The sequence below is a fragment of the Yersinia rohdei ATCC 43380 genome, assembly GCF_000173775.1.
Classification (GTDB): Bacteria; Pseudomonadota; Gammaproteobacteria; order Enterobacterales; family Enterobacteriaceae; genus Yersinia; species Yersinia rohdei.
In genome coordinates this window covers 39226-59089 of the sequence record NZ_ACCD01000001.1, presented here as the reverse complement: position 1 = coordinate 59089, position 19864 = coordinate 39226, and the positions used below count along the sequence as shown (strand labels likewise).

The following is a 19864-nucleotide window of genomic DNA, read 5'->3' as shown; positions in this document are numbered from 1 at the left end:
TTGGCTGGGTTACGGCATAAACGCTGATTGTGTTATCCTATCTATTAGGCTTTATATAATTAAAAACTATGAGTTGCTCACTAAGAGTTAGCCGGTCAAAAATTACCGTCTATTAATAAAAAACATCTGCTAATCAAATTCATAGCATCACATCATTGGGTTGACACTGTCAGTTTCAACCGCATCGTAACAAGGAATACTGAACGTGAAATCTTCGCTCGCAGCATTATCCTCCCAACTCGGCGAGCTGATGCTCCGTGACCAACAGCGCATGCGGCGTCGGTTGCAAGGCGCACGAAAAATCAATAATCCCGAAGCTATAGCAGCCATTACCGGTGAAATCGAGGCCGAAATCGCCACGGCCATGCAACGGGTGAACAGCCGTCGGGCGGCCTGTCCTGCAATTACTTATCCTGAAAACTTGCCGGTCAGTCAGAAAAAACAAGATATTTATAATGCTATCCGCGACCATCAGGTGGTGATTGTCGCCGGTGAGACCGGCTCGGGCAAAACGACACAGTTACCGAAAATTTGTCTGGAATTGGGGCGCGGTGTTAAAGGGGTTATTGGTCATACTCAGCCGCGACGTCTGGCGGCACGGACGGTGGCAAACCGCATTGCCGAGGAGCTAGAAACCTCTCTTGGCGGCTGTGTTGGCTATAAAGTCCGTTTTAATGATCACGTCGGCGAGAACACGCTGGTTAAGCTAATGACCGACGGTATTTTGCTGGCTGAGATTCAGCAAGATCGCCTGCTGATGCAATATGACACGTTGATTATTGATGAGGCGCATGAGCGCAGCCTCAATATTGATTTCATTTTGGGTTATTTGCGCGAGTTATTGCCAAAACGCCCTGATCTGAAAGTGATTATTACTTCGGCCACCATAGATCCGCAGCGCTTCTCAAAGCATTTCAATAATGCGCCAGTTATTGAAGTGTCCGGCCGGACGTATCCGGTCGAGGTGCGCTATCGGCCAATAGTTGATGATGCCGACGATGTTGAGCGGGATCAGTTGCAGGCCATTTTTGATGCGGTAGATGAACTTAGCCATGAAAGCCCCGGCGACATTCTGATTTTTATGAGTGGTGAACGCGAAATTCGCGATACCGCAGATGCACTGACAAAACTCAATTTGCCACATACTGAGGTGCTGCCACTGTATGCCCGCCTATCAAACAGCGAGCAGAATAGGGTGTTTCAATCACATCATGGGCGGCGAATTGTACTGGCCACCAACGTTGCCGAAACCTCGTTGACAGTGCCGGGCATCAAATATGTTATCGACCCCGGCACGGCGCGTATCAGCCGCTACAGTTTCCGCACCAAAGTGCAGCGGTTGCCAATTGAACCGGTTTCGCAAGCCTCAGCTAATCAACGTAAAGGCCGCTGTGGCCGTGTCTCTGATGGTATTTGTATTCGGCTGTATTCCGAACCTGATTTTCTGTCACGTCCTGAATTTACCGACCCTGAAATCCTGCGCACCAATTTAGCCTCGGTTATCCTGCAAATGACCTCATTGGGATTGGGGGATATCGCGGCCTTCCCATTTGTGGAAGCGCCGGATAAACGCAATATCCAAGATGGCGTGCGGCTGCTGGAAGAGTTGGGGGCAATACAAACGGCCAATAACGGTCATCAACAATTGACGCCATTGGGCCGTCAGCTCGCGCAATTACCGGTCGACCCCCGCCTGGCGCGAATGGTACTTGAAGCACAAAAAAGTGGCAGCGTGCGCGAGCTGATGATTATTACCTCGGCATTGTCAATTCAAGACCCTCGTGAACGCCCGATGGATAAACAGCAGGCCTCGGATGAAAAACATCGCCGTTTTGCTGATAAAGACTCTGATTTCCTTGCATTTGTTAACTTATGGGATTACCTGAAAGAACAACAAAAAGAATTGTCATCGGCACAGTTTCGCAAATTATGTCGCAGCGATTTTTTGAATTATCTGCGTGTCCGTGAATGGCAGGATATCTATACCCAATTGCGCCAGGTAGTCAAAGAACTGGGTATTCCAGTCAATAGTGTTCCTGCGGATTATCGCAGTGTGCATACCGCTATTCTGACTGGATTACTGTCCCATATTGGTCAGAAAGACGTAGATAAACAAGAATATACTGGCGCGCGAAATGCGCGGTTTGCCATCTTCCCTGGCTCTGGCTTATTCAAAAAACCGCCTAAATGGAGCATGGTAGCTGAATTAGTTGAAACCAGCCGCTTATGGGGCCGCATTGCTGCCCGCATTGAACCGGAATGGGTAGAACCCTTAGCGCAACATTTGGTTAAACACCATTATAGTGACCCGCATTGGGAGAAAGCGCAGGGGGCGGTCATGGCCAGCGAGAAAGTGACCTTATTCGGCTTACCGATAGTGGCTGAACGCAAAATTAACTATGGCCCTATTGACCCACCGCTGTGCCGTGAACTGTTTATCCGCCACGGCTTGGTGGAAGGGGATTGGCAGACGCGCCATGCATTCTTCCGAGCCAATTTAAAGTTACTGGCTGAAGTAGAAGAACTGGAGCACAAATCCCGTCGGCGCGACATTCTGGTGGATGACGAAACCCTGTTTAACTTCTACGATCAACGCATTGGTCGTGGGGTTATTTCTGCTCGTCATTTTGATAGCTGGTGGAAGAAAACCAGCCAAACTCAACCCGAATTGCTGAACTTTGAAAAAACCATGCTTATCAAGGATGGGGCCAACAAAGTTAACCCGCTGGATTACCCCAACTTTTGGTATCAGGGGGCACTAAAATTACGGCTTTCCTATCAATTTGAGCCGGGAACGGACGCCGATGGGGTCACGGTACATATTCCATTACCGATCCTTAATCAGATTCAGGAGCAGGGCTTTGACTGGCAGATCCCCGGGATCCGCCGGGAATTAGTCATCGCGCTAATCAAATCATTACCGAAACCTATTCGGCGCAATTTTGTTCCTGCCCCTAATTATGCAGAAGCTTTTCTGGCCCGTGTTACACCGCTGGAAACCGGCCTGCTAGAGGCATTAGAACGCGAACTCAGACGCATGACTGGCGTGACGGTGTCACGTGAAAGTTGGCAATTGGAACAAGTACCCGATCATCTGAAAATGACCTTCCGCGTGTTGGATGATAAAAATCGGACGCTATGTGAGGGCAAAGACCTTGCGGCCTTGAAGTTACAATTGCAAGAAAAAGTGCAGGAGACACTTTCTGCTGTGGCTGATGACGGCATCGAGCAAAATGGCTTACATATCTGGAGCTTTGGCACACTACCTGAATGCTATGAACAACGCCGTGGTGGCTATGAGGTCAAAGCCTATCCGGCACTGGTGGACGAAAAAGACAGTGTGGCAATCCGCTTATTCGAAACTGAAGCACAGCAACAACAGGCGATGTGGCAAGGCACCAGACGTTTACTCCTGCTGAATATTCCTTCTCCAATCAAGTATTTGCATGAGAAATTACCGAACAAATCTAAACTAGGCCTCTATTTCAATACTTATGGCAAAGTGATGGATTTGATTGATGATTGCATTGCTTGTGGGGTCGATAAACTGGTGGCGCAGTATGGCGGCCCGGTATGGCAAGAAGCCGATTTTGCCCGGCTACAAGAAAAAGTTCGTGCTGAGCTGAATGACACTGTCGTGACAATAGCCAAGCAAGTTGAACAAATTCTCACCACTGTTTTCAGCATTAATAAGCGGCTGAAAGGCCGGGTAGATATCTCGCAAGCATTAGCCCTGTCAGATATTAAAGCACAACTTGGTGGCCTGATTTACCGAGGTTTTGTCACCAATAATGGCTGGAAGCGTTTGCCCGATACGCTGCGTTATTTGCAAGCAATTGAACGCCGAATGGAAAAACTGGCGGTAGATCCACACCGTGATCGTGCTCAAATGCAACGAATTGAACATGTGCAACAAATGTGGAAGCAATGGCTCAATAAGTTACCGCCTAAACGGCAACAAGACGATGATGTCAAAGAAGTCCGTTGGATGATTGAGGAATTGCGTGTCAGTTTATTTGCCCAACAATTAGGGACGCCATACCCCATCTCAGACAAGCGTATTTTCCAAGCGATGGAACAACTTTCTTCCTGATGCATCTCACTGCGCACTTGAAGCCAACAGCGCTTTAAGTGCGGGTGTTACCCCGTACCCGCCCGCCTATATGCTGTTTTGAATTCAATATGTATATGATTAATAGCCTCTATTTTCATTTCTGATATGCAACTGCTGTCATATTTCAACTCAGATGCGAAGCTCTTCGCGAGTGGTAAATTAACGCTAAATTCAAGCGGTGGTGTTATTGCCCCACACCGCTATCTGCGGGTATATCTGTCCTGGCAATCAGCGGGCTTGTCCAAAGTTTGTCTGATTATGGGTCACCATGTTTGATTACATTTGGTGGGTTTGATAGAGTTTTTCCGGAGCAGGGATTGCTTATGTATGTCATTAGTTTGTTGAGGTTAGCCCAACGAGAGTTGTTTAAATTACCCGTGGGTATTCAGGCTGCGCTCATTAAAGCCATAGAAGAGTTAGAAGCTTATGGGCATGATTTAAGAGAGCCAGTGGTGCGGGATATCGGGCGGGGCCTAAAAGAGCTGCGGGTCAGTGCGAAAGAGGGCATTGGGCGTGGTTTTTTCTTTTACCAGGCTGAGCAGCAGGTTTACATCATTCATTTTTTACAAAAGAAGACGCAAAAAACCCCAAGACGGACACTGATGTTGGCGCATCAGCGAATAAAGGAACTCAAACGGAGATTGCAGTCATGAAGAAATATGATGATTTTGACATTATCCCCTTTTCTGAGGTTAAAGCAGCGGCGTTGCATCATCCTCAGGTAAACGAAGCGTATTCAGATATACAAATCCGCCAAGCCATGATGACTGAGTTGAAAGCGGCCCGCCAGCAATGTCACCTTACTCAGGAAGATGTTGCCCAACGGGCGGGGCTGAAAAAACAAAATATCAGTCGAATGGAGAAAGGCATTATCTCACCAAATCTCACTACCTTAAGCCGCTATGCCGCAGCACTGGGCGGCACATTTGTTTTTAAGTTTAATCAAGAGCCGCAAAGTGCCAACAAGGAATAATGCGCGGGTAAATATCCTGTTGGCAGACACCTTAATATATCACTGAAATCCAAGTGTTTTATTTGGATTTTTTGGCGGCCTTGTTCGCCAGTACTTTTAACCGCTCACTGATGGCTGTGACGGCCAACGCGCGATTATCTGCCAGGTACCTATCTTTCGCGGCGGGAGCTGAACTTTGAATGGCTATCAAAGACCAGTTGTCGCCATCTTTTAGCAGTAAGGGAGAACCACTGTCACCGGGCAATGTATCGCATTGGTGGGAAAGCACCCCTCGCTGTGCCCAACCAGTAATCAGGCAATCTTCATGGCGGTATAATGTGTCTAAATGATCAAGAGGATAACCTGCTTGAGTTATTTTTCGCTTAACCTGCTTGAGTGCTTGTGTCAGTTCATTTGCATTGCCGTTCCATAATGGTAATGGCTTGATCGGTAGAGGTTTAGTATTAGTTAACCGAATAAGTGCAAAATCATATGCAGCGGCGGCGGGGGGAACTATCCAGCCGTCGCCATCAGGTTTAAGTTTTTTACCTAATTTAGCATCGACCAGTGTTTCCAGGTGGGTAACTTGGTATTTCCAATGCCCCTCGTGAGAAATAAACCGCAAGGCAACCGCAGCATCAATTTTCCCCGGAGGCGACAGTACGCAATGACCCGCAGTTAATGCCAGGTGAGGGGTGATTAATGTTGCGGTACAGAGATTGCCACTGGCCGTTTCAACTTGTCCAATAGCTTGCCACGGCCATTCGCTACTATTGGTTATGGCCGTACGCTCATCTTCACCAAAGAATAGGGCGGTTTTATCCGCAATACTGATGTCTGCTTCTGGTGTGTCAGTGGCTGGCTGGGCAATAGCGGAGGAAAGAGGTAACAGACCTAAAAGAAATAATGAGGATAAACGCATAAATAGTTAGCCTTGCCTTTATTTTCCTACCAGGAGGTTGTCCAAAAGAACGTTTGATTAAATTGCTAACCATGAGTCCCACCTGAACTAACTATAGACAAAATTAGTCATAGGGTGAGTTGTCACTGATTGATTTTTCGATAAATTTTGAGCTGCATTCACCATTATTACTATAAATAAAAAAATAATGTGATCAGACCGCAAATGACTAATGTGGTTAACATGATTTCAAATAAATAACGGCGCAGCATTTTTAGCACTCCTGATAAAAAACACCCGGAAAACCGGGTGTTGAGTGAATCAGCTGTTACAGGTCTATCGTAGATAGCGGATGCAGAGAGCAAACATCCGCCGTCTTTAGCGCATTATGGCTATTTTGCGGCCGGAACGGCGGCAGGGACAGATTTACTGTGGGTCGCTTTTTTATGGTGTTTTTGGGTCGACTGAGCTTTTTGCACCGGTGCAGTCTTATTCATCTCTTTTGCCGCATCAGATTTCATCGGTTTCTTAGCTTTTTGGTGATGCATGGTTTTAGCAGGAGCGGCGTGGGCCATTGGCGCATTAGCCATTGGTGCGGCTGGCGGCGCAACAGTATCTGCGGCAAATGCGATAGAAGACATACCCAAGCTTGCTGCAACAATCAGAGCTAATACTGTTTTCATGATAAATTCCTCGGTGTTCTGTTACTAGATCGGCCCTGTTGGGTCGTTGTAATGAGAATAGAGGAAATAATTGGTGGCTTCCGTGAGTCATTGGTTTCGGCTTGTAACCGATTGTACATACAGGATTCGAGGGCCAGCAGAACAAGATAGAGTGCGCCTTATTTTATTCAGTGGCAGATTTTAAGCGAAATAATTCCCTATATTGCAATAACTCATCCACACGAACTGGGGCGAAATGCCCCAGACTGCCTTTTCTGTCCTTGCGACGTTGTCACAACGATGTGACTTTCGCCATTGCCTATCACCAGGCCACGCCCAAAAGAGGGCTCAGCCTGTTTGAAATAATAGATTTAACCTACAAAGTTACCTCGCCAAGTTTGCCTCACACTGAGTTATTACAAACTAAGGCAACCACGAATAAATCATCAATTTTAGTTACAACATACAGTGTGTTTTGTTATTAAAAATAGGTGCTCTATATCTGTATTTACACCTTTGAAATAACATTGTTATTAAAGCCTGCAGAAAATAGTGCCGCTTAAGGTGAGGGCAGTATCCGTAATTTTACCCCAGGGGCAGTGAAATATTACCAGTAATGTTGTTCTAAATGCGGGCGGGGAAATGCGTATTAAGCTGCTCGCCAGTGGCTTTCCTTATCAGTTTTCCGATTAAAAAACCGAGGCTACACTGTCAGGAATACCTCTGTAATATATTGATTTTTATTTATAATCCGGTTGCGGTTCTCTGGGGTTGGTTGTTTTTTTCGTGCAGGCTCCACTGTAACCGTACATTAAGGAGCCTGCATAGTGACGCAATCTGCCAGGGAGCAGATTGAAAATTTCGTGGTCTGAAAATGGCCTGTTTTACACAAATGCGCGGCTATTAGCTCATATTTCCCGTCAGTCGGCGGTGGAAATCGCTACTGCGCATATCTAAACCTTCAATAATTACCTCGGCACCATATCGCTGATAGCGATATTCAATACCATCCAAAGCGGCCACCGTGGAAGCATCCCAAATTTGGGCATGCGTCAGGTCAATGACAACCCGTTTGGGATCGTGCGCGTACTCAAAATGCTCGAAAAGGTCGTTACTGCTGGCAAAGAAAAGTGGCCCGCGCACGATATAACGTACTGATTCGCCATCATCACTTAACACTCGTTCAGCATTAATTACGTGAGCAATCCGGCGAGCAAAGAGAATCATAGCGACAATAACCCCCGCCAATACACCCAGTGCAAGGTTGCTGGTCCAAACGGTAATGGTGACCGTTAACACCATCACCAGAGTTTCAGACCAAGGCATGCGTTTAAGTGTCGCTGGTTGTAGGCTATGCCAATTCACTGTTTTCACGGCGACGACCATCATTATTCCAGCCAATACGACCATTGGTATTTGGGCAAGCACCTTGCTAAGGCCGGTAACCAGCAACAGTAATACCACTGCTGCGGCCACTGTAGAAACACGGCTACGTGCTTTGCCCAATTCTACGTTGACGATGGTTTGGCCTATCATGGCGCAACCTGCAATACCGCCATAGAATCCCGCCAGAATATTACCAACACCAAGCCCCCAGGACTCCCGGCGTTTGCTGGATGGGGTATCGGTAATGTCATCAACCAACTTTGCGGTTAGCAACGATTCCATCAAACCGACAAATGCGATGCTCAATGCGGTCGGCCATATGATGTGGAGTGTTTGCCAGTCAAGCGGTACAAGCAGAGGGGTAAAACCGGGCAAGCCGGCACTCATTGGCCCTTCATCGCCAACGTTTGGCAATCTATAGTCCATAAGAAGTGCCACAGCAGTGACCACGACAATGGCAATAAGTGGCGAAGGCACACTTTTGAGAATGCGCGGCAGCAGTAAAACCAGCATAAGTGTCACGATAAACATGACCCAGACCAAATTTGATTGCCCCCAGACATGTGGCACTTGGGCGAAAAATATGAGAATACCCAGCGCGTTGACGAAACCTATCATGACGGAGCGGGGGATATAACGCATCATGCGGGACAGGCCTGTTAGGCCGAAAAGTATTTGAACTATCCCCCCCATAACCACTGCGGGCAGGATATATTCTACGCCGTGGGCATGAACCATTGGCCCAATCACTAATGCCACTGAACCCGCCGCCGCTGAAACCATCGCAGGCCTGCCGCCAAGAATGGAGAGTGTAAAACACAGAACAATAGAGGCTATCAAACTCACTTTCGGGTCAACCCCGGCAATGACAGAAAATGAAATCACTTCAGGTATCAGTGCCAGTGCGGTGACCACCCCCGCGAGACATTCGCGGGTCATAAGTCCGGGTGATTTCAATACCTGTAAGACGCGCAATTCATCATCCGGCTTTGCGATGGTAGATAGCTTGGTGCTATTCATGTTTTTTTCAGTCTCTGTTGATCAGACTCAGATAATCTATAACTGAGTTTTTGGGTAATATATAAACGGTTAAGACCTTGGAAAGGGTTAAATGGGTTATCCAAACATCCTCATCCTGCGGGGCTGTAGCGGCATTAAAATCCTAAACGAACAAAACGGTAAGTGGGCGGCAAAAAAATACTGCCACTCAAGGCGAGGGCAGTATCCATAATTTTAATCCGCCTACAACGGAATATTACAAATAACGTTGTTCTAAATGCTGGCGGAAGAAACGTGGGTTTAGTGATTCGCCCGTGGCTTGGGTTATCAGTTCTGCGGTGGAATAATGGCTGCCATGTTGCCAAATAGTAGTCTGTAGCCAATTGAATAGGGCACTAAGGTCACCATTGGCAATATTCCTATCTAATTCTGGTATCTTGCTTCGGGCGGCGTGAAAGAGTTGGGCGGCATACATCGCACCTAATGTATAGGTCGGGAAATAACCAAATGCGCCATCCGTCCAATGAATATCTTGCATACAGCCGTTTTGGTAATTGCCTTCGGTATTCAGCCCAAGATACTGCTGCATTTTTTCATTCCACAAGGCGGGGATATCATCGACCTCGATTTCGCCATTAATTAAGGCTTTTTCAATCTCATAACGTAATATGACATGAGCAGGATAACTGACTTCATCAGCATCAACACGAATAAATCCGGTCTTAACGCGTTGGTTTAAGGCGATGAAATTCTGCATTTCAAAAGCGGGTTGCTCACCAAATTGCTCAACGACCAAGGGCAGGATGAGCGGGAGAAACTCTTTACTACGCGCTAATTGCATCTCGAATAATAAGCTTTGTGACTCATGAATTGCGGTTGAGCGCGCATGTGAGATGGGTTGCCCCAGCCATGCGCGAGGTAGATTTTGTTCATAACGCGCATGGCCGGTTTCATGCACTATCCCCATCAATGCACTGAGAAACTCCTGCTCATTATAACGGGTAGTGATACGAACATCTTGGGGCACACCGCCACAGAATGGATGCACACTGATATCTACTCGCCCGCCATCAAAATCAAAACCGAGCAGGTTCATGACCTGTAGCCCCAGTTGGCGCTGTTTTTCCAGGTCAAATGGCCCTTGTGGAACCAAACAGGCTTCACCGGCTTGTTTTGCTGTCACTTTTTGCAATAACTCAGGTAGCCACTGTTTCAGGTCACCAAAGATACTGTCCAGACTGGCACTGTTAGTGCCCGGCTCATATAAATTCAGTAAGGCGTCATAGCGCGATGTCCCGGCGGCCTGAGCACGAATTGCCGCTTCTTCGCGACTTAATTTGACCACTTCACGTAGATTTTCTGCAAAGCCATTCCAGTCATTTGCAATACGTTGCTGCCGCCAGGCATGCTCGCAACGAGCACCTGCCAGTGATTTAGCCTCAACCAGTGCTTCCGGCAATAACACGGCATTATGATAATGGCGGCGCATTTCGCGCAAATTTGCCTGTTCAATCTCATTGAGTGTTTCTGATTCGGCTTGCTGCAACCATTCACCAACCTGTGGATTTGTCAGGATCTGGTGTTGCAATACATTGAGCTCAGCCATTGCTTCTGAGCGAGCAACATTACCTTTTGCCGGCATCATGGTCTGCATATCCCATCCGGCAATGGCCGACAAATGCTCGAAGCGCGACAGGCGAGTGAAAGTGGTGCACAGGTTGTGATACGCGTTAGTCATAGAACACTCCATAAGTCTGATATATCAGTTTGTATTATTCATTTGGTTATTGTGTAGGGCTGTTGTGATCAGCAGACGGGGAGTCAAGATTTTTTACTGGCCAACAAAATCTGAAACTGGCGCCGCCCAATGAACTGGCATCAACAGAAATACTCCCTTGATAAGCCAAGGCGATAGACTGAACAATAGCCAATCCCAGGCCACAGCCGCCCGTGGCACGATCACGGCTTGGGTCCAGGCGAACAAAAGGCTCGAAAATCCGGGTTCGTTCCTCGAGTGGAATGCCTGGCCCGTCATCTTCGACTTGTAAACACGCATTATCGCCATCAAACCACAGCCCCACGCGCAGTCTTTTGTTGGAATAGCGCAGGGCATTATTGACCAGATTATCCAGCACGCGCTCCATCAGGCGCAGGTCAACCGCGCCAAAATCGCCACGATGAGGAATATCCAGCTCTATCTCGCGTTCACTATGGATAACCCGCATATCCATGACTTTGGTGGTTAACCAGCCGGGTAAATCAATGGGTTCCAAATTGAGAGAGACTTGCGGGCGATCCAGCCGAGCATAGGTTAATAGCTCATCAATTAAGGCTTCCAACTGGCCAATGTCATGATTTAATGCCAATTGTTCACTCTCGGTTAGATTATCACTCATGGCCAAACGATAACGTAAACGTACTAATGGGGTACGCAACTCATGAGCAATCCCATCAATAAGCAGCTTTTTACTGACAATTAGTGTGCTGATATTATCTGCCATCTGATTAAAGGCCACCCCCAAGCGACTTAAACTCGACGTGGGGTCAAAATGTGTTCGCTCATCAAGATGGCCAGCCCCCAGCCGTTGGGCGGCATTTTCTAACTTAAGCAAGTCTTTCCAGTGAGGGCGCATCCACAAAAATACCGGCAAAGCCAAAGACAGCCCAATCAGGATCAGTAAGGATAAGTCCAGTAAGCGCATTTGATGCAGATAAAACAGATAAGGTACCGGGCCGACGGCAAGCACATAGTGGCTGCGCGGGATGCGTTGCAGGAAAGTATATTCATCATCCAAAGCAATGATTTCACCGGCTCGCAGGCGTTTATTTAGCTGCTCACCGAGGTCACGTTTATCAAGGGGTTCAATATGTAATTGAAAAGAAAGATTTAAATCCAATGTGGCGATGGTTTTGTTCCAGTCTTTTAGCGGGATTTCACGTAGCTCACTGCGCATCAATGATAATGAGCTTTTCATCAAATCATCTAATGACTGGCGACCAGCGCGCTCAGCTGTGACTTTATAAACCAGCCCGACGAGCATCGCCATCACCATAAAACAGACGAAGAGCAATAAGAAAAACTGAATAAATAGCTTTCTCATTGCTGCACAAACTCCCAGGCATTGGGAGCAAAAAGGTAACCTTTATTTCGCACAGTTTTGATTCTAAAAGGTTCCAGCGTGTTGTCATAAAGTTTGCGGCGCAAACGTGAGATGGCCACATCTATGCTGCGATCCATCCCGTCATAACTGACACCCCGCAAGTTTTTTAACAGCGCCTCTCTGTCCATGATGATGCCGGCATGGGTTGCCAACTCCCACAGGAGATCAAAATCTGAGGTCGATAAAGTAATTTCTTCATCACTGAGATTGACCTGCCGATTGACGGGGTCAATACAGAGTAAACCGAAATGAATCGCGTTATGGCCAGTGAGTGGCGGGCTGATGGTTTCCTTGGCTTGCTGTTGATGGTGTTGACGTAGATGCGAACGTAAGCGAGCTAACAATACCGCTGGCGGCGTGGTTTTCAGAATATAGTCATTCGCCCCCATCTCTAGAGAGAGGATGTGGTTCATATCACTGTCCAAAGAGGTCAGCAGCACGATCGGGCCGTCGTAATGTGGCCGCAGATCTCGGCAAAGTGTCATCCCATCTTTTCCGGGCAACATGACATCGAGTAACACCAAATCTGGTTGTTGCTGCTCAATCACAGCTTGTGCCGTGTCGCCTCGGGGTTCTACCCAGACATCAATGTCATGCTTACCAAGATAGGCGGCAATCAGTTTTCCGACTTCCGGGTCGTCTTCAACAAAAACAATTTTGGTCATGTTTTTCAGTTTATAAAAGTGCCGAATTCCAGCATAGCGCGCTGTTGAGAGCAATGCTATGCACCTTACCTTATCTGCTTGTTATTAATGTTTTTGACTGATTGCTAGACAACCAGCAAATCATTATATTAATGAAAGTGATTGTATCGTCATCTCTGTTTAGTTGCGCCTATCGTTTATATCTCAATATCTATGATTAATGAATTGCTGTGTCGATCAACGGGGGACTGAGGGATGAGTGGCGAAGAGCTTAGTGTGCCTGCACACAATGAAAAAGTCTGTTTCGACTACACGGAGTTTTTGGCTGTTTCTTGTAAAAAGCAGTGGAGTTTTATTGAGGCGATTTATGGTGTTATGCCAATATTTGGTATGGTTGTAAGAAACCCAACTGAATGGGAACAAACGCCTCAAGAGCGGCTTACTGAGTTGGCACTGCAAGTATTATCAACCCAACTTAGTGATGAGATTAATATTATTCGGCTGATTCAGTTAGCAGCACAACAGGGGATAACGGCATTAGATATCCAGTTGCCTTATCCTTTGGAAGTGGCTCAGTTAGATGAGATTAAGCAAAAATTGCTGACAACCATGGCGTTAAGTCAGCAGGGCGAATGTTTATCTGTGACATTATCAGCAGCAGATTATGAGTTATCTTAACAGGAGACTCAAATGGATAGCCCGTCTACCCATTTGAGTCATTATTTTTTAGCACTAATGCATAATCAGCCAGGTTGCCGGCAAAGTAGCCACCAACACCAGACAGACCGCCGCACGTTCCACTGTATTGAGTAATCTAAGCCCGTCATGCCCTTTACGCGCATAAATAAACACCAATAATCCTGGGGCATATAATAGGACGGAGAGCAGCAAGTACAGCAATCCAGCGGCATAAATCAACCACAAGCCATATAAACAAGCCCCAGTAGCGGCAACAATCAACCGCCAGTCTTGACGTTTTAACGCCACTTTAAATAAGAAAGCACCAACCAGAAAGTAGGGTATCAGAATCATTTCTGAGGCAATGGTCAGCAAGGTATTGTAGTTACTGCCGGTTAGCCAGATAAGGATCAATGCGGCTTGTACTGCACAGTTAGTCAGCCACAGTGATTTTGCGGGCGCATTATGTTTATTTTGCTGGCGGAAAACTTTAGGGAACGCGCCGTGATTGGCCGCCAGCATTGGCACTTCAGCCGCCATAATTGTCCAGCTAAGATAAGCGCCACACACTGAAATAATTAACCCGGTGGCAATAATGACTTCACCCCAAGGCCCAATCATCTCAACCATAATGCCCGCCATAGACGGATTGCGCATTCCCGCTAATTCCGCGCGTGGCACCACACCGAGCGACAATAAAGTAATTAACAGATAGACGCAGAGCGCAGAAACCACTGCGAGCATGGTGGCTCGGCCGACATCTTTTTTATTACGTGCTCTGGCAGAAACCACCACCGCACCCTCGACACCAATAAAGACCCACAAGGTTATCAACATGGTGTCTTTGACTTGCTGCCACACCGGTGTATGCAGCGCGACCCCGGTAAAATCAAAGCTAAAAGTATCAAGGCTAAATGCCAGCCCTGCCAGCACAATAAAGCCGCCAATGGGTAACAGTTTTGCCAGTGTCGCGGCCAGATTAATACTGGCGGCCGTTTGCACCCCACGTAACACCAAAGCATGAACCGACCACAACAGGAAGGAGGCCCCCAGCAGGGCCTGCCAAGTATTGCCTTCACCAAAAATAATGTTGCCCGACTTATCAGTGAAAAAACTCAATGCAGCAAAAACAATCACCAGGTAAGAGACATTGGCAATGACGGCACACAACCAGTAACCCCAGGCAGAGAAAAAGCCGACGAGATCACCGAAACCCTCTTTGGCATAGGTGAATATTCCGCCATCCAGATCAGGGCGCAGCCGTGTCAGCAGCAACATGGCAAACGCAAGGAAAAGTATCCCCACGCCGGTAATGCTCCAGCCAATAAGCAATGCCGCCGGGCTGGCAACTTCGGCCATATTTTGCGGCAAACTGAAGACACCTGCACCCAGCATAGAGCTGAGAACCAACGCGGTTAGCGCGGTCAGGCCGAGTTTTCTTTCCAATTGTGGATCCTGGTTTTTTAAGTACGAATGAGTAGTTACTGGCCATTAGGCAGCATTATATGAGGTGAAATTATCGCTATCTAACAGATAATAACCCAAAATTTTTTGGGGATTTTACGGAGTGAAAAGCACAAGTGCAATGATTGGTTATGCGATTTGATTAAAAATTTATTCAATCCGAAGTAAGGCGTAGATAACAGTGGTGCACGAATAAAAAAAGGGCAGCTTATCGCTACCCTTAGGTTGATTTTCAAACAATTTTATTTGAACAAATCAGCGCTGACACTCAGGTTACCGCCACTTTTGTTCTGCCACTGGCGAGTGACGTGGTAGTACTTCGCCCCTTTAGCCGCTGCGCGTTTCGCCACTTCGTGGGAAACGTCTGTCATGCTGTTAAAGTGACCGGTAAAGCTAACAGAATCAAAAGGAACCATCTGTGCTGCTGTGGTGTTGTTCAATTCTTGAATCTGCGTGCCATCAGGTAAGGTTACGGTGTAACGCTTGCCGGTTGATGACTGAGTTTCAAAGAAACGACCCACATCAGCACTTGGTGTTGCAGAAGATGCCACGCCAGGAATTTCAACATTGGCCGCCGCCGCGCCGCCAGCCGCCAGTGCAGCACGGCCCGCATCTGAATCGGCAGGAATAACATCTGGGCTTTGTACCACACGTTTGGCGGCATCTTCTTTATAAATATATGCCGTCACAAACTGATTGCCGCCTTGGTTAGCATCGACCTGACGGATGATGAAGAAGGAGTAAGCGCCTTTTTCTTTTGCCGCCTGGGAAATGGCTTCACTGATATCAGGTTGGCTGCGGAAGAAACCACTGATAGAAACAGTGTCAAAAGGTTGCAGGGCATAGGCTTCTGCTTTTGGTAATTCTTTAATGCCGTTAAAGACACGGTACTTGGTCTCTTTATCCACTTCCGGTGCATCGTTATGATAAACATCGGCCGTTACACGCCAGTTGCCGCCATTATTGTTGCTATTGATATCTTGAATATAGAAGGAGTCGGCACCTAATTTATCAGCTCGGCGGGATACCGCATCAGCTGCTTCATTGATTGCATTAAACCGGCCAGTAATAGTAATGCGATCAAAGGGCTTGATGGCTGCTGCTTGCTCTGGTGCGAGTTCTTTAGCTGCTTGTGCAGTAGAAAGCGCGGTGAGTGATAGCAATGCCGATGCGATGATCGTGTATTTCAGCTTCATAAAAAATCCTTTCGCCTTGCGCATTAACGTTGATACGTGCGGAACAATTGATGTGTAACAGAATAGCAGATGATTATTACATGTAATAATGGCGAGTGTCTCCGCAATTTATATGACTTAGCATATCAATACTGAGGTTTGACTCATCAGTAGGGTACATTAAGAATCAGTATAAGCTTTAGTAATAAGAGTTTTAACGTCATAAGTGCTTGTTATTTACATTTTTCTAACCTGATGCCGCATTGTGACTGGGTTACATCATATTGAGAAAACAGGTTATTTTCGGACAAAGTTGCAGGACAAGCCGCTAGTAAATATTATTTTTATAGTGAATTATACAGAGTTCTTTCCACCTGCCAGTTTTAGTGCAAAAACTGTGTCTGAAGCGCACACAGATATGGATCATCGGTCACATTTTCAGTAGGTTATAGGGAGCTATAGCGAAGCAGGTTTTGCCAGCGACTAGGTAGCACTGAAACTATGTCCAAAATAATTGAAATTGTCGTTAGTGAGTATACCCAACAGATGCCGGGTTGCCGCTCACACCGCTGCAGCTTGCAACTGACGGGGATAACTCATGGTTTCAAATACGGTATATAGGCTCATCATCAAAGACAGGTAAAAGGGAATATTATGCGTATTGGTGTACCAAAAGAGCGGTTGGCCAATGAAGCCCGTGTTGCAGCAACGCCGAAAACGGTAGAACAATTGCTGAAATTAGGCTTCACCGTGGCAATTGAAAGCAAAGCAGGCCATTTGGCCAGTTTTGACGATGCGGCGTACCTGGAAGCAGGTGCCACCATTACGGATACCACTGATGTGTGGCAATCCGATCTCATCCTCAAAGTGAATGCCCCCCTTGAGGAAGAAATTGCGCTGATGCGCGCCGGGAGCACATTGGTCAGCTTTATTTGGCCAGCTCAAAACCCTGAGTTGTTGCAAAAACTGGCAGAGCGCCAGGTCACTGTGTTGGCAATGGACTCAGTCCCACGTATTTCTCGTGCGCAATCCATGGATGCCCTGAGCTCCATGGCCAACATTGCGGGTTATCGCGCAATTGTTGAAGCCGCACATGAATTTGGCCGCTTCTTCACCGGCCAAATCACGGCAGCGGGTAAAGTGCCACCGGCCAAAGTTGTGATTATTGGTGCCGGTGTTGCCGGGTTGGCTGCCATTGGTGCGGCAGGGAGCTTGGGTGCGATTGTTCGCGCGTTTGACACCCGTCCAGAAGTAAAAGAACAAGTCCAGAGTATGGGCGCTGAATTCCTCGAGTTAGATTTTGAAGAGGAAGCGGGCAGCGGTGATGGCTACGCGAAAGTGATGTCTGAAGCCTTTATCAAAGCCGAAATGGAGTTGTTTGCCGCGCAAGCCGCTGAAGTCGATATTATCGTCACTACCGCCTTGATCCCCGGCAAACCCGCGCCACTCTTGATAACCAAAGAGATGGTGGCATCAATGAAACCGGGCAGTGTGATTGTCGATCTGGCAGCACAGACGGGCGGTAACTGTGAACTGACAGTGGCTGATAAAATCACTGTTACCGATAATGGCGTGAAAATCATTGGTTATACTGATTTACCCAGCCGTTTACCGACTCAGTCATCCCAGCTTTATGGTACCAACCTGGTTAACTTGCTGAAATTACTCTGCAAAGAGAAAAACGGCGAGATTAACATTGATTTCGACGACACGGTTATTCGCGGTGTTACCGTGGTTAAAACCGGTGAAGTCACCTGGCCGGCCCCACCGATTCAAGTCTCAGCCCAACCACAGGCGGCTAAATCTGCGCCAATAGCCAAAGAAGAGGTCAAACCTTCATCTCCGTGGCCTAAATACATCATTATGGCGTTGGCTATTGTGCTGTTTGGTTGGTTGGCCAATGTCGCGCCGAAAGAGTTTTTATCACACTTTACGGTCTTTGCTTTGGCCTGTGTGGTGGGTTACTACGTCGTGTGGAATGTCAGTCATGCGCTGCATACTCCACTGATGTCAGTCACTAACGCCATTTCGGGCATTATCGTCGTGGGCGCATTGTTGCAGATTGGTCATGGCGGCTGGGTGAGTTTCTTATCCTTTATCGCCGTATTGATTGCCAGTATCAACATTTTTGGTGGTTTTACCGTCACCCAGCGCATGCTGAAAATGTTCCGTAAAAACTAGGTTGATAGAAAACCGAGCTTGCCGAAAGGGCAAGTGGGTAAAGCTGAGTTGATAAAAATGTTGATAAAAACAATGTCATACAAAAATAAAGGGGTAACTGATGTCTAGTGGTCTTGTTACAGCTGCGTACATAGTTGCTGCGATTTTATTTATTTTCAGTTTGGCTGGGCTGTCGCGCCACGAAACATCCAAACAAGGTAACACTTTCGGTGTCACCGGGATGGCCATCGCGTTGATCGCGACCATTCTGGGCCCAGATTCTGGCAATATTGCCTGGATTATCATTGCTATGGTTATTGGTGGGGCCATCGGTATTTATCTGGCGAAGAAAGTCGAAATGACTGAAATGCCAGAATTGGTCGCAATTCTGCATAGCTTTGTGGGGCTGGCAGCGGTTCTGGTTGGCTTTAACAGCTACCTGGATCACGGCCCAGTGGTCATGGATGCGGTGATGACCAACATCCACCTGACTGAAGTGTTCTTAGGTATCTTTATTGGTGCAGTGACATTTACTGGCTCTATTGTTGCTTTCGGTAAATTGCGCGGGATTATTTCATCCAAACCTTTAATGCTGCCACAGCGCCATAAGTTGAACTTGATTGCGCTGATTGTTTCATTCTTGCTGATGGTTATGTTCGTCAAAACTGATAGCGTGGCCGTACAAGTGGTCGCCCTGTTATTGATGACCATCATTGCGCTGGGCTTCGGCTGGCATTTGGTGGCATCCATTGGGGGTGCAGACATGCCGGTAGTGGTTTCAATGCTGAACTCTTACTCCGGTTGGGCCGCGGCAGCAGCAGGTTTCATGCTGAGCAACGACCTGTTGATCGTCACCGGTGCCTTGGTCGGTTCTTCAGGTGCAATTCTGTCATACATCATGTGTAAAGCCATGAACCGCTCATTTATCAGTGTGATTGCCGGCGGCTTTGGTACTGATGGTTCATCTACCGGTAATGCGGAAGAAATGGGCGAATACCGTGAAACCACCGCGGAAGAAGTGGCTGACTTGTTGAAAAACTCAAGCTCAGTCATCATCACCCCAGGTTATGGTATGGCGGTTGCACAAGCACAGTATCCAGTGGCGGAAATTACCGCAAAACTGCAAGCTCGTGGCATCAAAGTGCGCTTTGGTATTCACCCGGTAGCTGGGCGTTTACCTGGTCATATGAACGTGTTATTGGCTGAAGCCAAAGTCCCTTATGACATCGTGTTGGAAATGGACGAAATCAATGATGATTTCCCAAGCACGGACGTTGTATTGGTCATTGGTGCTAACGACACGGTAAACCCAGCCGCACTTGAAGATCCACGCAGCCCGATTGCCGGTATGCCGGTGCTGGAAGTGTGGAAAGCGCAAAGTGTTATCGCCTTTAAACGTTCAATGAACACCGGCTATGCTGGCGTACAAAACCCATTGTTCTTTAAAGACAATACTCAGATGTTGTTTGGCGATGCTAAAGATAGCGTAGAAGCAATTTTACGCGCGCTGTAATCATTAGCATGCTGTGAAAAGAGCCACCTCGGTGGCTCTTTTTTATGATGATAAA

General features: G+C 47.3%; 15 protein-coding genes. 6 read left to right on the top strand and 9 right to left on the bottom strand.

Going from position 1 to position 19864, the window contains the following annotated elements:
• Positions 1-205: 205 nt before the first annotated feature.
• The 3 genes from hrpA (at position 206) to YROHD0001_RS0117050 (ending at position 5087) form a co-directional block, all read left to right on the top strand.
• A complete protein-coding gene (gene hrpA / locus YROHD0001_RS16810) occupies positions 206-4093 on the top strand; it encodes an ATP-dependent RNA helicase HrpA (RefSeq protein WP_004712894.1) in 3888 nt (1295 codons plus the stop codon).
• 344 nt (positions 4094-4437) lie between these two features.
• Positions 4438-4767, top strand: coding sequence for a type II toxin-antitoxin system RelE/ParE family toxin (locus tag YROHD0001_RS16815; RefSeq protein ID WP_032815845.1), 330 nt, complete (start codon positions 4438-4440; stop codon positions 4765-4767).
• Positions 4764-5087: a helix-turn-helix domain-containing protein gene (locus YROHD0001_RS0117050; protein ID WP_032815844.1), complete on the top strand. Its 324-nt coding sequence runs from the start codon at positions 4764-4766 to the stop codon at positions 5085-5087. Before YROHD0001_RS16815 ends, YROHD0001_RS0117050 begins: the two co-directional genes overlap by 4 nt.
• A 58-nt stretch (positions 5088-5145) precedes the next feature.
• Here YROHD0001_RS0117050 and YROHD0001_RS16820 read toward each other — a convergent pair whose 3' ends face one another.
• From YROHD0001_RS16820 to rstA, 7 genes are all read right to left on the bottom strand, one after another.
• On the bottom strand, positions 5146-5988 hold the full coding sequence (locus YROHD0001_RS16820) for a trypsin-like serine peptidase (RefSeq protein WP_004712890.1): 843 nt from the start codon (positions 5986-5988) through the stop codon (positions 5146-5148).
• 170 nt (positions 5989-6158) lie between these two features.
• Positions 6159-6239, bottom strand: a complete 81-nt coding sequence (ydgU, locus tag YROHD0001_RS21020) for a small membrane protein YdgU (protein WP_455570249.1) — start codon at positions 6237-6239, stop codon at positions 6159-6161.
• A gap of 120 nt (positions 6240-6359) precedes the next feature.
• On the bottom strand, positions 6360-6650 hold the full coding sequence (gene asr / locus YROHD0001_RS16825; RefSeq protein ID WP_004712889.1) for an acid resistance repetitive basic protein Asr: 291 nt from the start codon (positions 6648-6650) through the stop codon (positions 6360-6362).
• Positions 6651-7532: 882 nt separating this feature from the next.
• Positions 7533-9035: a SulP family inorganic anion transporter gene (locus YROHD0001_RS16830; protein ID WP_004712888.1), complete on the bottom strand. Its 1503-nt coding sequence runs from the start codon at positions 9033-9035 to the stop codon at positions 7533-7535.
• A 235-nt stretch (positions 9036-9270) separates the two neighbouring features.
• Complete coding sequence (locus tag YROHD0001_RS16835) at positions 9271-10752, bottom strand: carboxypeptidase M32 (protein WP_004712886.1); 1482 nt, start codon at positions 10750-10752, stop codon at positions 9271-9273.
• Positions 10753-10798: 46 nt separating this feature from the next.
• The gene (gene rstB / locus YROHD0001_RS16840) at positions 10799-12115 is read right to left on the bottom strand and encodes a two-component system sensor histidine kinase RstB (RefSeq protein ID WP_032815843.1); all 1317 of its coding nucleotides are present in this window, start codon (positions 12113-12115) and stop codon (positions 10799-10801) included.
• Entirely contained in the window at positions 12112-12840 is a 729-nt protein-coding gene (gene rstA, locus YROHD0001_RS16845) for a two-component system response regulator RstA (protein ID WP_032815842.1), read from the bottom strand. Before rstA ends, rstB begins: the two co-directional genes overlap by 4 nt.
• 234 nt (positions 12841-13074) lie before the next feature.
• Between rstA and YROHD0001_RS16850 the strand changes: the two genes are divergently transcribed.
• Positions 13075-13497: a hypothetical protein gene (locus YROHD0001_RS16850; RefSeq protein WP_004712883.1), complete on the top strand. Its 423-nt coding sequence runs from the start codon at positions 13075-13077 to the stop codon at positions 13495-13497.
• Positions 13498-13551: 54 nt separating this feature from the next.
• Here the strand turns inward: YROHD0001_RS16850 and YROHD0001_RS16855 are convergent, their stop codons facing one another.
• Together YROHD0001_RS16855 and ydgH are read right to left on the bottom strand one after the other, a co-directional pair.
• Entirely contained in the window at positions 13552-14943 is a 1392-nt protein-coding gene (locus YROHD0001_RS16855; protein ID WP_004712882.1) for an amino acid permease, read from the bottom strand.
• Between the two features lie 260 nt (positions 14944-15203).
• Positions 15204-16157, bottom strand: a complete 954-nt coding sequence (ydgH, locus tag YROHD0001_RS16860; RefSeq protein ID WP_032815841.1) for a DUF1471 family protein YdgH — start codon at positions 16155-16157, stop codon at positions 15204-15206.
• 633 nt (positions 16158-16790) lie between these two features.
• Between ydgH and pntA the strand changes: the two genes are divergently transcribed.
• On the top strand, positions 16791-18317 hold the full coding sequence (gene pntA, locus YROHD0001_RS16865) for a Re/Si-specific NAD(P)(+) transhydrogenase subunit alpha (RefSeq protein ID WP_004712880.1): 1527 nt from the start codon (positions 16791-16793) through the stop codon (positions 18315-18317).
• Positions 18318-18417: 100 nt separating this feature from the next.
• The gene (gene pntB, locus YROHD0001_RS16870) at positions 18418-19809 is read left to right on the top strand and encodes a Re/Si-specific NAD(P)(+) transhydrogenase subunit beta (RefSeq protein WP_032815838.1); all 1392 of its coding nucleotides are present in this window, start codon (positions 18418-18420) and stop codon (positions 19807-19809) included.
• Positions 19810-19864 lie beyond the last annotated feature (55 nt).